The 12572-nt window shown below is 65.4% G+C and carries 12 protein-coding genes; 7 read left to right on the top strand and 5 right to left on the bottom strand.

Translation table 11 applies throughout. The features are described 5' to 3' along the window. Positions 1 to 34: 34 nt before the first annotated feature. From fabF to fabD, 4 genes are all read right to left on the bottom strand, one after another. A complete protein-coding gene (gene fabF, locus B9Z03_RS14600) occupies positions 35 to 1297 on the bottom strand; it encodes a beta-ketoacyl-ACP synthase II (RefSeq protein WP_085464878.1) in 1263 nt (420 codons plus the stop codon). 70 nt (positions 1298 to 1367) lie between these two features. Next, positions 1368 to 1604 (bottom strand): acyl carrier protein, encoded by a 237-nt coding sequence (locus tag B9Z03_RS14595; RefSeq protein WP_085464877.1) that lies wholly within the window; start codon positions 1602 to 1604, stop codon positions 1368 to 1370. A 189-nt stretch (positions 1605 to 1793) separates the two neighbouring features. Further along, complete coding sequence (fabG, locus tag B9Z03_RS14590; protein ID WP_085464876.1) at positions 1794 to 2531, bottom strand: 3-oxoacyl-[acyl-carrier-protein] reductase; 738 nt, start codon at positions 2529 to 2531, stop codon at positions 1794 to 1796. A 50-nt stretch (positions 2532 to 2581) separates the two neighbouring features. Continuing rightward, entirely contained in the window at positions 2582 to 3523 is a 942-nt protein-coding gene (gene fabD, locus B9Z03_RS14585; RefSeq protein WP_085467664.1) for an ACP S-malonyltransferase, read from the bottom strand. A gap of 204 nt (positions 3524 to 3727) precedes the next feature. Between fabD and B9Z03_RS14580 the strand changes: the two genes are divergently transcribed. The 5 genes from B9Z03_RS14580 to B9Z03_RS14560 all read left to right on the top strand — a co-directional run bounded on the left by B9Z03_RS14580 (position 3728) and on the right by B9Z03_RS14560 (position 8955). Then, positions 3728 to 5689 carry an LTA synthase family protein gene (locus B9Z03_RS14580; RefSeq protein WP_085464875.1) on the top strand — a complete coding sequence of 654 codons (1962 nt, stop codon included), beginning with the start codon at positions 3728 to 3730 and terminating at the stop codon, positions 5687 to 5689. Between the two features lie 222 nt (positions 5690 to 5911). Further along, complete coding sequence (gene rpsF / locus B9Z03_RS14575) at positions 5912 to 6385, top strand: 30S ribosomal protein S6 (protein ID WP_085464874.1); 474 nt, start codon at positions 5912 to 5914, stop codon at positions 6383 to 6385. Then, positions 6385 to 6633 carry a 30S ribosomal protein S18 gene (gene rpsR, locus B9Z03_RS14570; RefSeq protein WP_085467663.1) on the top strand — a complete coding sequence of 83 codons (249 nt, stop codon included), beginning with the start codon at positions 6385 to 6387 and terminating at the stop codon, positions 6631 to 6633. Before rpsF ends, rpsR begins: the two co-directional genes overlap by 1 nt. Before the next feature lie 343 nt (positions 6634 to 6976). Continuing rightward, positions 6977 to 7552, top strand: a complete 576-nt coding sequence (gene rplI, locus B9Z03_RS14565) for a 50S ribosomal protein L9 (protein WP_085464873.1) — start codon at positions 6977 to 6979, stop codon at positions 7550 to 7552. 131 nt (positions 7553 to 7683) lie between these two features. Continuing rightward, the gene (locus B9Z03_RS14560; protein WP_139832279.1) at positions 7684 to 8955 is read left to right on the top strand and encodes an SAM-dependent methyltransferase; all 1272 of its coding nucleotides are present in this window, start codon (positions 7684 to 7686) and stop codon (positions 8953 to 8955) included. On the opposite strand, the gene B9Z03_RS14555 is transcribed toward B9Z03_RS14560, so the two are convergent. Then, positions 8956 to 9594 carry an exopolysaccharide biosynthesis protein gene (locus B9Z03_RS14555; RefSeq protein WP_085464872.1) on the bottom strand — a complete coding sequence of 213 codons (639 nt, stop codon included), beginning with the start codon at positions 9592 to 9594 and terminating at the stop codon, positions 8956 to 8958. It abuts the gene before it with no gap. 279 nt (positions 9595 to 9873) lie between these two features. Between B9Z03_RS14555 and B9Z03_RS14550 the strand changes: the two genes are divergently transcribed. Beyond that, on the top strand, positions 9874 to 11364 hold the full coding sequence (locus tag B9Z03_RS14550) for a replicative DNA helicase (protein WP_085464871.1): 1491 nt from the start codon (positions 9874 to 9876) through the stop codon (positions 11362 to 11364). A 5-nt stretch (positions 11365 to 11369) separates the two neighbouring features. Beyond that, positions 11370 to 12530, top strand: coding sequence for an alanine racemase (gene alr / locus B9Z03_RS14545; RefSeq protein ID WP_085464870.1), 1161 nt, complete (start codon positions 11370 to 11372; stop codon positions 12528 to 12530). The last annotated feature ends 42 nt before the right edge of the window (positions 12531 to 12572 follow it).

Genomic DNA, 12572 nt, shown 5'->3' with positions numbered 1-12572 from the left:
CGGGTCGCCAGCCGGACCTTGGGAGCAGTCCGGCTCAACCCGCATAACGCTGGAAGATCAGCGATGCGTTGGTTCCGCCGAAGCCGAAGGAGTTCGACAGGACGGTGTTGATCTCGCGCTTGCGCGGCGTGTTCGGAACGAGGTCGATCGGCGTCTCGGCGGACGGATTTTCCAGGTTGATGGTCGCAGGCGCGATGTTGTCGCGAATCGCCAGGATCGAGAAGATCGCCTCGGCCGAACCGGCCGCGCCGAGAAGATGGCCGATCGACGACTTCGTCGACGACATCGACACCCGGGAGGCGGCATTGCCGAGCAGGCGCTCGACCGCGCCAAGCTCGATCGTGTCGGCCATCGTGGAGGTGCCGTGCGCGTTGATGTAGTCGAGGTCGCCGGCGGAAATCTTGGCGCGCTTCAACGCAGCGCTCATCGAGCGGAACGCGCCGTCGCCGTCCTCCGCCGGGGCGGTGATGTGGTAGGCGTCGCCGGACATGCCGTAGCCGGTCCATTCGGCGTAGATCTTGGCGCCGCGCGCCTTGGCGTGCTCGAGTTCCTCGAGCACGACGATGCCGGCGCCCTCGCCCATGACGAAACCGTCGCGGTCGCGGTCGTAGGGGCGCGAGGCCTTCTCGGGCGTGTCGTTCCATGCGGTCGACAGCGCGCGGCAGGCGGAGAAGCCGGCGATCGAGAGGCGGGTGATCGGCGATTCGGTACCGCCTGCGACCATGACGTCGGCGTCGCCGAGCATGACGAGGCGCGCGGCGTCGCCGATCGCATGCGCCCCCGTCGAGCAGGCGGTGACCACGGCGTGGTTCGGCCCCTTGAGCTTGTGGCGGATCGAGACCTGGCCGGAGACCAGGTTGATGATGTTGCCGGGAATGAAGAATGGGGTGACGCGGCGCGGGCCGCGCTGTTCCAGAACCAGGGTCTGCTCGGAGATTCCCTCGATGCCGCCGATGCCGCAGCCGATCATCACGCCGGTGGAATTCTGATCCTCGGTGGTCTGCGGCGACCAGCCGGCATCCTTCAGCGCCTCGTCGGCGGCGGCGATGCCATAGATGATGAAATCGCCGATCTTGCGCTGTTCCTTGGGCTCGAGGAACTGATCGGGATTGAAGGTATTGTCGCTGCCGTCGCCGCGGGGAATGCTGCAGGCGATCTTGCAGGGCAGGTCCGAGACGTCGAACTTTTCGATCGTGCGGGCCGCGCTCCTGCCGGAGAGAAGTTGCTGCCAGCCGTGTTCGACGCCGACCCCATAGGGCGACACCAGACCCATGCCGGTTACGACGACGCGCCTCATTCAGGTCTCTCTTGTCTCAAGGAATCTGATGCGGCCCGAAAGGGCGCGCCGAAGCGCGCCCGAGCCGAACTCAGGCCGAGGCCTTTTCGATATACTTCACAGCGTCGCCGACCGTGAGGATGGTCTCGGCCGCGTCGTCCGGGATCTCGACGCCGAACTCTTCCTCGAACGCCATGACCAGTTCGACCGTATCCAGGCTGTCAGCGCCCAGATCGTCGATGAAGCTCGCGCCTTCGGTGACCTTCTCGGCATCGACGCCGAGATGCTCGACGACGATCTTCTTCACGCGTTCTGCGGTGTCGCTCATTGGGGCATCCCTCGTATTCACGTTTGTTTGAACCTCGTTAGCGACCGGATTGCCGCTAATCAAGCTGAAAAGACTTACCGTCCACGACGGTACCTGCAGCGTCGAAACATGCTTCGCCGATGGGGTCGAGCGCGGAATTACACGAAAACACCACCGCGTCCAAGGCGAAAAGCGGCATTTCCAACGTGCTCAGATCATCGCCATGCCGCCATTGACGTGCAGCGTCTGGCCGGTGACGTAGGCGGCTTCCGAAGAGGCAAGATAGAGCACGGCGGCCGCGATGTCGGCGCCCACGCCCATACGTTTCATCGGTACGGAGCCGAGGATCGCCTCTTTCTGCTTCTCGTTGAGCTTCTCGGTCATCGCGGATTCGATGAAGCCGGGCGCGACGCAATTCACCGTGATGTTGCGGCTGGCGATCTCCTGCGCCAGCGATTTGGTGAAGCCGATCATGCCGGCCTTGGAGGCGCAGTAATTCGCCTGGCCGGGATTGCCGGTGACGCCGACGACCGAGGTGATGTTGACGATGCGGCCGTAGCGGCGGCGCATCATCGGATGCGTGAGTTCGCGCGTCAGCCGGAAGACCGAGCCGAGATTGACCTCCAGCACCTTGTCCCAGTCGTCGTCCGACATGCGCACGAACAGGCCGTCGCGGGTGATGCCGGCATTGTTGACGAGGATGTCGACGCCGCCGAGTTCAGCCTCGGCCTTCTGGCCGAGCTGCTTCACCTCTTCGCGGTTGCCGAGATCGGCGGGGAAGAGCTTGACGCGATCGCCGAGCTCGGCTGCCAGCGCCTCCAGCTTTTCCTGGCGCGTTCCGTGGATGCCCACGGTCGCGCCCTGCGCGTGCAGCGCGCGGGCGATCGCCTCGCCGAGGCCGCCGGTTGCGCCGGTCACCAGCGCCTTGCGCCCGGTCAGATCGAACATGGGGTAACTCCCATCGGTTGGCCATCCGGCAGACGCCGGAGGCTGAATGCCTAAGCGAGCTGGGCGACCGCCGCCTCGATGTCGGCGGGCGTGCCGACATTGGCGGTGGCGATGTCGCGGTTGATGCGGCGGGCAAGGCCCGAAAGCACCTTGCCGGAGCCGATCTCGTACAGCGTGGAGATGTTGTTGGCGGCGAACCACTCGACCGTCTCGCGCCAGCGCACCCGGCCGGTGACCTGCTCCACGAGGCGGCGCGCTATCTCTTCGGCGTCGGTCAGCGGCTGGACGACGACGTTGGAGACGACCGGCACGACCGGCGGGTTCTTCGCGACCTTGGCGAGCGCCTCGCGCATCGCGTCGGCAGCTGGCGCCATCAGGGCGGAATGGAAGGGGGCGGAAACCGAGAGCATCAGCGCCCGCTTGGCGCCCTTCTCGGTGCACAGTTTCGCCGCCTGCTCCACGGCGGCCTTGGCGCCGGAGATGACGAGCTGGCCGCCGCCATTGTCGTTGGCGATCTGGCAGACCGAGCCCTGGCCGGCTTCAGCACAGGCCGCCTCGACGTCGACGGGCTCCAGGCCGATGATCGCCGCCATCGCCCCCTCGCCCACCGGAACTGCCGCCTGCATGGCGTTGCCGCGGATGCGCAGCAGCCTGGCCGTGTCGGAGAGCGACAGCATGCCGGCGGCGCAGAGCGCGGAATATTCGCCGAGCGAATGGCCGGCGACATAGGCGACATGGTCAAGCACGGTGACGCCGCGGGCCTCGAGAACGCGGATCGCGGCCATCGAGACGGCCATCAGCGCAGGCTGCGCGTTGGCCGTCAGTGTCAGCGTTTCCTCCGGCCCTTCCCACATAAGAGAAGAGAGTTTTTCGCCCAGAGCGTCGTCGACCTCGCGGAAGACCTCACGCGCCTCGGGAAATGCGTCGGCCAGATCCTTGCCCATTCCGACGGCCTGGCTGCCCTGGCCCGGAAATGTGAACGCGATCGACATGGATTTCTCCGGTTTCGTCTCGACGCCCGTGTGGCGCAGCGCGGTGCGCGGAGTCAAGCCCGGCGCTCCCGCCCGCCCGAGCCCGAAAATGACGCGTTGCAACAATTCTTTATTGCGCCGGCTGTGGAACGCCTTCCTTTTGTGACAGTTGCATGACAACCGCAAGATATCGTTTGGCGCCACTGTCGGGCCGAGGATAGCGAATTGTCTGAGTATGCATCTACCGATCGGACGGCTCCCGCGTCCGAACACCGCCGCCGGGGCCATCTTTCGCGCCGCGCCGCGCATTGGCTCGGAACCGCCCGCAACCTCGCCACAACGGTGCTGATCGCAACGCTGCTGACCCTGGCGGTCGAATCAGTGGCGCGCGGATCGATCGGGGAAGCGTTCCTGTTCTTCTTCGAGCCCTACCGCCCGGCCTGGGCGACTGTCGCTCTGTTCACGCTGCTGCTGCTCGCGCTGGACGCCCTGCTCGGACGTCTGCACATGGGCGCGCTGGTGCTGGCACCGGTGGTGCTGGGCCTGGCGGCGACCGGCCTGCAGAAGTCATATTATCTCGGCGATCCGCTGTATCCGACCGACTTCCTCTACAGCCGGCAGATCCTCGAACTGCTGCCGCTGCTCGTGCGCGAGCGCATCGGAACGGCGATCCTGATGGCGCTGGGCCTCCTCGCCCTCGCGGCTCTCGTGCCGATCGCCTGGATCGGATGGCGCCGGCGCGGCCGGACGATCCTGATGTCGGACCGGATCGTGCGCCTCGCCGTCGCCGTGCCGCTAGTGGCGCTCTATGCGTCGATCCTCGACTATTCCAGCTTCTCCTGGACCCGCGACCGCCTGCGCATCAGCCCGATGATGTGGGACCAGAAGGCCAACTACCAGCACAACGGCTTCACGCTCGCCTTCGCACTGAACGTGCCGATGGCGAAGGTCGCAGCCCCCAAGGACTATTCCGAAGAGGCCATCCAGGCGATCGGCAGGCCGGAACTGCAGCCGATCTCGATGCCGCGCGAGCGGCCCGACATCATCATGGTGATGAGCGAATCGTTCTGGGACCCCACGCGCCTGCCCGGCGTGACGCTCGCGCCCGATCCACTCGCCTTCACCCGCGAGCACAAGTCCGGCCATATCTTCTCGCCGGAGTTCGGCGGCATGACCGCCAATGTGGAGTTCGAGGCGCTGACAGGCTTCTCGAACGCCTTCCTGCCTTATGGCAGCATTCCGTACCAGCAATATGTGCGCAACAGCGCGCCGACGCTCGCCTCGTTCCTCGCCAGCGAGGGCTACGAGACGCAGGCGATGCATCCGTTCGAAGGGTGGTTCTGGAACCGCGCCCAGGTCTACAAGGCGTTCGGCTTCGAGGATTTCCGTTCGGTCGAGAACCTGCCCGCGATGGAGAAGCGCGGCACGCTGGTCTCCGACGCAGCTCTCGTCGATCAGATCATCGCGCGCGCCGATCAGGCGGCCGATCCGCTGTTCCTGTTCGCAGTCACGCTGCAGAGCCACGGCCCCTACGAGCCGGGACGCTATCCGGAAGAGTCCATTCGCGTCTCGGGCGGCAAGGACGACTGGACCCGCGGCTCCATCGCCACCTTCTCCGAAGGCATGCACGATGCGGACAAGTCGTTCCGGCGGCTGGTCGAGTGGGCAGAGCAGCGCGACCGCCCGACGGTGATCGCCTATTTCGGCGACCACCTGCCGCCGCTAGGGCCTGCCTACGTCAACACCGGCTTCCTGAAAGACAATGTCGCGCCGCGGAACGGTTCGGCGGACGAGATGAAGCGCGTGCGCGAGACGCCGCTGGTCGTCTGGTCGAACCGCAAGGGCGTGGCCACGGATGTCGGCACGGTGAGCCCCTCCTTCATGCCGCTCCTGGTGCTGCGGCAGGCAGGCATTGAGCATCCCTACTATACCGGCGTGCTCGGCGAACTGCACGAGCGCTACAGCGTGGTCGACCGGCACATCCTGATCGACCCGCAGGGCAAGGACGTGCGCGACTGGTCGCGCAACGAGAAGGTCGATCCGCTGATCTCGGACATGCGTCTGCTGCAATACGACGTGCTGTTCGGCGACAGGTTCGGCGCCAAGCGCTTCTTCCCGAAGCGTTCGCCGGTCGGGCCGCTGATCGCAGGCCCCTCCGGCTTGCCATTCGCCCGAAACCCTGTATAAGCGCGCGCAATCTGCCGGTCCCAGCTGGGGGCTGAACGGAGGGCCGGAGGTTTGAAGCCTCCGTCGTGAAGGAAAAGTCCTTCCGCCTCCCGTGTCTCCGCTCTCGACCGTCTCGTCATGCTCCTTTCTTCCCCAAAAGGCGATTGCCCCGAGGGTCAAAGAGAAGTTGCAGAGGCTTTTGCCGCCGGGACCGACAGGGAAACGAAGAAAGGCAAAGAACGAATGGCACTTTACGAGCACGTGTTCCTTGCCCGGCAGGACCTCTCGCCGCAGCAGGTCGATGCACTTGTCGAACAGTACAAGGGCGTCATCTCCGCTGGTGGTGGTTCGGTGGGCCGGGTCGAGAACTGGGGACTGAAGTCCCTCACCTACCGCGTCAACAAGAACCGCAAGGCGTATTACACGCTGATGGACATCACCGCGCCGGCAGCCGCCGTCAAGGAGATGGAGCGTCAGATGGGCCTGTCGGAAGACGTCCTCCGCTTCATGACCATCAAGGTCGACAAGCACGAGGAAGGCCAATCCGCGATGCTGCAGAAGCGCGACCGCGACGACCGCGGCGATCGTGGCGACCGTCCGTCCCGCTTCGGCGACCGCGAACGCGGCGACCGTCCGCCGCGCAGCTTCGGCGGCGACCGTGACGGTGGTGACCGTGGTCCGCGCCGTCCGCGCGAGAACTTTGAAGGAGCCGAATGATGGCCGAGACCGTTTCCGCCCCGCAGCGGCGCCCCTTCCACCGCCGTCGCAAGACCTGCCCGTTCTCGGGCGCCAATGCGCCGCGCATCGACTACAAGGACGTGCGTCTCCTGCAGCGCTACATTTCCGAGCGCGGCAAGATCGTCCCGTCCCGCATTACGGCCGTCAGCCAGAAGAAGCAGCGCGAACTCGCCCAGGCGATCAAGCGCGCGCGCTTCCTGGCACTTCTGCCCTACGTAGTCCGCTGATAGACTGTTTGGAAATTCTACTCTGGCGAGTCAGCTGATGGCGGTTTCTGCGCTTCCGGTGCTCACGGACCAAAATGTCCGCTCCGCTCCGGTTCTCGAAACCACCACCAGCTGACTCGCCAGAGCGAATTTCGAAACAGTCTTTGACTGACGAAGCGGGCGGTTCTTCCGCCCGCCTCCCCCTCCCGTGACGGGCACGGCAGGGTGCGATCCAAATCCCGGGTTGGGCACATGCCCTAACTGCCAACCGGCAGGACAGCGACACGGACGCGGCCCGCGTCCCACTTGCTCCCTGCCTTTCAGATTCTCACTCAACCGCTTGCGGTTCTGAAAGGACAAGACCATGGAAGTTATTCTCCTCGAACGCATTTCCCGCCTCGGCCAGATGGGCGAGACCGTCAAGGTCAAGGACGGGTTCGCCCGCAACTTCCTGCTGCCGCAGGGCAAGGCGCTGCGCGCCAACGACGCGAACAAGAAGAAGTTCGAAGGCCAGCGCGCCCAGCTCGAAGCCCGCAATCTCGAGCGCAAGTCCGAAGCCCAGAAGATCGCCGACCAGCTCGACGGCAAGTCGTTCGTGGCCGTGCGTTCCGCCGGCGAGACGGGCCAGCTCTACGGTTCGGTGTCGACCCGCGACATCGCCGACCTCCTGACCGCCGAGGGCTTCACCGTCTCGCGCAACCAGGTCGAGCTCAACCAGCCGATCAAGGAGATCGGCCTGCGCAACGTCGCGATCGCGCTCCATCCGGAGGTCGAGGTCACGATCACGCTCAACATCGCCCGCTCCGCCGACGAGGCCGAGCGCCAGGCCAAGGGCGAGACGCTGACGACCGCCGAGGCGATCTACGGCGACGACATCAACGAAAACGCCCGTCCGGACGCCTTCTTCGATCCGAACGCGGAAGAAGACGAAGAAGCCTGATCCGACACGATCAGCCGAGCATGAAAGGCCCGGGCGGCAACGCCTGGGCCTTATCGTTCCAGCGACTGGAACAATTGCCGAATTCGCAAGCCCCGCTATACTAAGGCTACCTTAGTATCGGGAATTGCATGATGAACAGGCTCCTGCAGAGTGTGGTCAACGGGCTGGTCCGGACGGGGAACCTCACCGTCACGGGGCCCAAGGGAAAATCGGTCCATTTCGGCGACGGCAGCGGCCAGCACGTGCATGTGGCGATCCACACGCGCCATGCCGAGATCGCGATCGCGCTGGACCCGACGCTGGCCCTGCCCGAAGCCTACATGGACGGCGAGATCGATATCGTCGAGGGCGACGTCTTCGAACTGGTGCGGATCGCGTTCCAGAACATGGGACCGGCCGGCGTCGAGGCGGTGTGGGCGCGCGCGATCGAGGGCATCCGCTACGGCCTGCGCCGGGTGCACCAGCTGAATAACGCCGCGCGGTCCCGCGCCAACGTCCACAGCCACTACGACCTGTCGGGCGAGCTCTACCGGCTCTTCCTCGACACGGACATGCAGTATTCCTGCGCCTATTTCGAGCGGCCCGACATGACGCTCGAAGAAGCGCAGGAGGCCAAGAAGCGGCACCTCGCGGCCAAGCTGCGGATGAGCCCGCAGCTCAGCGTGCTCGACATAGGCTCGGGCTGGGGCGGGCTCGGCCTCTATCTCGCCCGCCATTTCGACGCGAGCGTGCTGGGCGTGACGCTCTCCACCGAGCAGCATGCCGTCTCGACCCAGCGCGCCCAGTCCGAACATCTCGAAAATCACGTCCATTTCGAGCTGCGCGACTATCGCGATCTGCAGGAGCGGTTCGACCGCATCGTGTCGGTCGGCATGTTCGAGCATGTCGGCGTGAACCATTTCCAGACCTATTTCGACAAGGCGGCCTCGCTGCTCAAGCCGGATGGCGTCATGCTGATGCACACGATCGGACGCAGCGGCCGGCCGGTGGCGACGAACGCGTTCATCCGCAAATACATTTTCCCTGGCGGATACATCCCCTCGATGTCCGAGATCCTGCCGGCAATCGAGCGGTCGGGACTGGCGGTGACGGACGTCGAGGTGCTGCGGCTGCACTATGCCGAGACGCTCAAGGCCTGGCGCGAGCGCTTCCTCGCCAACCGCGACAAGGCCAAGGCGCTCTATGACGAACGTTTCTGCCGGATGTGGGAGTTCTATCTCGCGGCATCCGAAGCCTCGTTCCGGTGGCAGGACCTGGTGGTGTTCCAGATCCAGCTGACGAAGTCGAACGCGGTACTGCCGATCACGCGCGACTATATCGCCGAGGCGGAAGACGACCTGCGCGGCGAAAGCAGCGACGAGCCGTCGCCCAGGCGGCGCAACCGGCAGCGCGAAGACGGCTGATCAGCCGCCGAAGAAGCCGGCCAGGCCCTGCCCGGCTGCGAAGGCGAGCCAAGCGAGCACGCCGAAATAGATGAGCGTGGCAACGATCATCGCGTAGCCGGCGAGCACGACCAGCCCGTCGCGCTGCGACATGCCGACCGCGAGCAGCAGGATCGCGAAGGCCGGCAGCGTGTTGGAGAACGGCACCAGGCCGAGCGGCGCCATCAGGAGCACGCCGGCGAAGATCAGGGCGAGGCCGTTGATGCGGCTCGCAAGGCCGCTGCCGGTGATCGCCTGCGCGCGCGGACGGATGTAGGTCTCGACCTTGGCGACGACCTCGGCGCCGCGCCGTAGGATGCCGGAGAGTTTTACGGCATCCATCTCCTTGTCCATGATCCTGTCCGGCAGCCACGGCATCCGGTTGGTGGTGATGCCGACCGAGACCAGGATGATCGCCGCGCCGAAGACCGTGCTGACGCCGGGGATCGAGACAGGAATCAGAAAAGGGATGGTCAGCAGCGCGCAGAGGAAGAGCAGCCCGTGCTCGCCGACGAGCGCCAGCAGCTTGCGCAGCGTGATGGTCGAGCCCTCGATGGAATCGATCGCCCGCGTCAGCGCCTGGTAGAGCGATTCCCTGGTGTCGGCGAATTCGATGCTCAAGGCTGGCTCCTTCAACTGATGCCGCCAAGCTGTCCGACCCGGCTTGCGATCCGGTTAAGGCATGGAGATTGCGCCGGATTTTAGGACGCAATCGTGCCGCAGCAGCCCATATTCCTGTTTTGTTCCTAGAGTTGAGGCGCTATTCTGCGCGCTTGATTCGCGTCAACAGGAAATCCGCCATTTTGGCGACGCCTGTGAATCGTGGGCAGTTCCGAAGGAAAGTCGCCCCGCCGAGCGCGTCGTACTGTTAGCTCAATCCCGAGGAAGTGACGGGACATCATGGCTGAAGCACTGCGCAAGAACGCCCCAGCGGAGACGCCGCTCTATCGCGAGGCGCCGAACAATATCGAGGCCGAGCAGGCCCTGCTGGGCGCGATCCTGGTCAACAACGACGCCTACTACCGCGTCTCCGACTTCCTGAAGCCGTCGCATTTCTACGAACCGCTGCACCGCAAGATCTTCGAGGTGGCGGGCGAGCTGATCCGGATGGGCAAGATGGCCAGCCCGGTGACGATCAAGACCTTCCTGCCCACCGACGGCAAGATCGGCGACCTGACCGTGCCGCATTATCTCGCGCGCATCGCCGCGGAGGCGGTGACCGTCATCAACGCGTCGGACTATGGCCGGGCGATCTACGACCTGGCGACGCGGCGCGCGCTGATCACGGTCGGCGAGGACATGGTCAACATCGCCTATGACGCGCCCGTCGACATGTCGCCGTCGGAACAGATCGAGGATGCCGAGCGACGCCTGTTCGAACTCGCCGAGACCGGCCGCTACGACGGCGGCTTCGAGAGCTTCGGCGACGCGGTGCGCACGGCGATCGACATGGCCGCGGCGGCCTATCAGCGCGATGGGCACCTGTCCGGCATCGCGACCGGCCTGCGCGACCTCGACAACCGCATGGGCGGGCTGCAGGCCTCCGACCTGATCGTGCTCGCCGGCCGCCCCGGCATGGGCAAGACGTCGCTCGCGACCAACATCGCCTTCAACATCGCCGAGGCCTATGTGCCGGCGCAGCAGGCCGACGGCTCGTTCAAGGCAGCGAACGGCGGCGTTATCGGCTTCTTCTCGCTCGAAATGTCGTCCGAGCAGCTCGCCACCCGCATCATCTCCGAGCAGGCGGAAGTCCCCTCCTCCAAGATTCGCCGTGGCGACCTGACTGAGGCGGACTTCGAAAAGCTGGTCGCCTGCACGCAGACCCTGCAGAAGATCCCGCTCTATATCGACCAGACCGGCGGCATTTCGATCGCACAGCTCGCCGCGCGCGCCCGGCGGCTGAAGCGGCAGCGCGGCCTCGACGTCATCGTGATCGACTATATCCAGCTGATGCAGGGGTCGAGCGCCAAGGCATCCCAGAACCGCGTGCAGGAGATCACCGAGATCACCACCGGGCTCAAGGCGCTGGCGAAGGAACTCGGCGTTCCGATCATCGCGCTCTCGCAGCTCTCCCGCCAGGTGGAAAGCCGCGACGACAAGCGCCCGCAGCTGTCGGACCTGCGCGAATCCGGCTCGATCGAGCAGGACGCGGACGTGGTCATTTTCGTGTATCGCGAGGAATACTATCTGAAGAACAAGGAGCCAAAGTTCGGCACCGAGGAATATGTGAAGTGGGAGAACGAGATGAACGAGGCGCGCGGCAAGGCCGAGGTCATCATCGCCAAACAGCGCCACGGACCGACGGGGACCGTGTCGCTTGCCTTCCACGGCGAATTCACCCGCTTTTCGGACCTGGCCGAGGAGCATCACCTGCCCGAGCGGTTCGAGTAGGCACGGTGTCGGAAAGCCATCACGCAGCCGGCTCCGACATCCGCTTCGCCGGCGGGAGCCTGACGATCGATCTCGACGCGCTCAAGGCGAACTACGCCGCGCTGGCGAAGATCTGCGAGCCGGCGCTGACCGCCGGCGTCGTCAAGGGCGACGCGTACGGCCTCGGCATCGACCGCGTGGTGCCCGCGCTGGCCGAGGCCGGCTGCACGCGCTACTTCGTCGCCCTGCCGGAAGAAGGAGCCGCTGTGCGCGCCGCGGCGCCCGACGCGACCGTCTATGTTCTCAACGGACTGTTTTCGGAGGAGTCCGGCAGCCTTTATGTCGAGAACCGCCTCATCCCGGTGTTGAACTCGCCGGTCGACGTGCGCCTGTGGGAGGTGATCTCGGGCGTCAGCGGCGAAAGGCTGCCCTGCGCGGTCCATGTCGACACCGGCATGAACAGGCTCGGCCTGACCGTGGCGGAAGCGCTGTCCTTTGCCGAGGAGAACAGCCTGACACGGGCGGTGGAGCCCATTCTGGTGATGAGCCACCTCGCCTGCGCCGACCAGCCCGCCCATCCACTGAACCGGCGACAGCTCGAATCATACCAGACGGTTGCGGCGGCTTTTCCAGGCATCGAATCAAGCCTGGCCAACTCGCCCGGCGTGCTTCTGGGCGCCGAGTACCACTTCTCCCTGACGCGACCGGGCATCGCCGTCTATGGCGGTGCGTTGGTGTCGGGCTCTGCCAGCCCGATGCGCCCCGTGGTGACGGCGGAGGCACGGATCGTGCAGGTGCGCCACGCGCGGGCCGGCGAAACGGTCGGCTACGGCGCGAGCCAGACGCTGGCGCGCGACACGACCATCGCGATCGCGGCGATCGGCTACGCCGACGGCTATCCGCGCTCCTCCTCGGCCGCGGGCATCCCGCTGCGCCAGAACGGGGGGCCTGGCGGCCATGGCTTCATCCAAGGGCGGCGCGTGCCGATCCTCGGGCGGGTGACGATGGACCTGACGATGTTCGATGTGACCGATCTCGGCCCGGATATGGTCGCGAAGGGCGACTTCATCGAACTGTTCGGACCGAACCTGCCGATCGACGAGGCGGCCGAGGCGGCCGGCACGATCTCCTACGAACTGCTGACCTCGCTCGGACGGCGCTATCACCGGCGATATGTGGGCGGGTAACTGTCCAAGAGTGGCATTTATATGCATTTCATGCATAATATG

Origin of the sequence: Mesorhizobium australicum (genome assembly GCF_900177325.1) — a bacterium.
Lineage (GTDB): Bacteria > Pseudomonadota > Alphaproteobacteria > Rhizobiales > Rhizobiaceae > Mesorhizobium_A > Mesorhizobium_A australicum_A.
The sequence above is the reverse complement of the archived record's forward strand: the minus strand, read 5'-3'. Positions and strand labels throughout refer to the sequence as shown.

What these genes read in the sequence shown, in the direction of transcription:
- B9Z03_RS14550 (WP_085464871.1), top strand. Translation starts at nt 9,874, where the DNA reads ATGGCTGAAGCACTGCGCAAGAACGCCCCAGCGGAGACGCCGCTCTAT.
- rpsR (WP_085467663.1), top strand. Translation starts at nt 6,385, where the DNA reads ATGGCCGAGACCGTTTCCGCCCCGCAGCGGCGCCCCTTCCACCGCCGT.
- fabD (WP_085467664.1), bottom strand. Translation starts at nt 3,523, where the DNA reads ATGTCGATCGCGTTCACATTTCCGGGCCAGGGCAGCCAGGCCGTCGGA.
- fabF (WP_085464878.1), bottom strand. Translation starts at nt 1,297, where the DNA reads ATGAGGCGCGTCGTCGTAACCGGCATGGGTCTGGTGTCGCCCTATGGG.
- fabG (WP_085464876.1), bottom strand. Translation starts at nt 2,531, where the DNA reads ATGTTCGATCTGACCGGGCGCAAGGCGCTGGTGACCGGCGCAACCGGC.
- B9Z03_RS14595 (WP_085464877.1), bottom strand. Translation starts at nt 1,604, where the DNA reads ATGAGCGACACCGCAGAACGCGTGAAGAAGATCGTCGTCGAGCATCTC.
- B9Z03_RS14560 (WP_139832279.1), top strand. Translation starts at nt 7,684, where the DNA reads ATGAACAGGCTCCTGCAGAGTGTGGTCAACGGGCTGGTCCGGACGGGG.
- rplI (WP_085464873.1), top strand. Translation starts at nt 6,977, where the DNA reads ATGGAAGTTATTCTCCTCGAACGCATTTCCCGCCTCGGCCAGATGGGC.
- rpsF (WP_085464874.1), top strand. Translation starts at nt 5,912, where the DNA reads ATGGCACTTTACGAGCACGTGTTCCTTGCCCGGCAGGACCTCTCGCCG.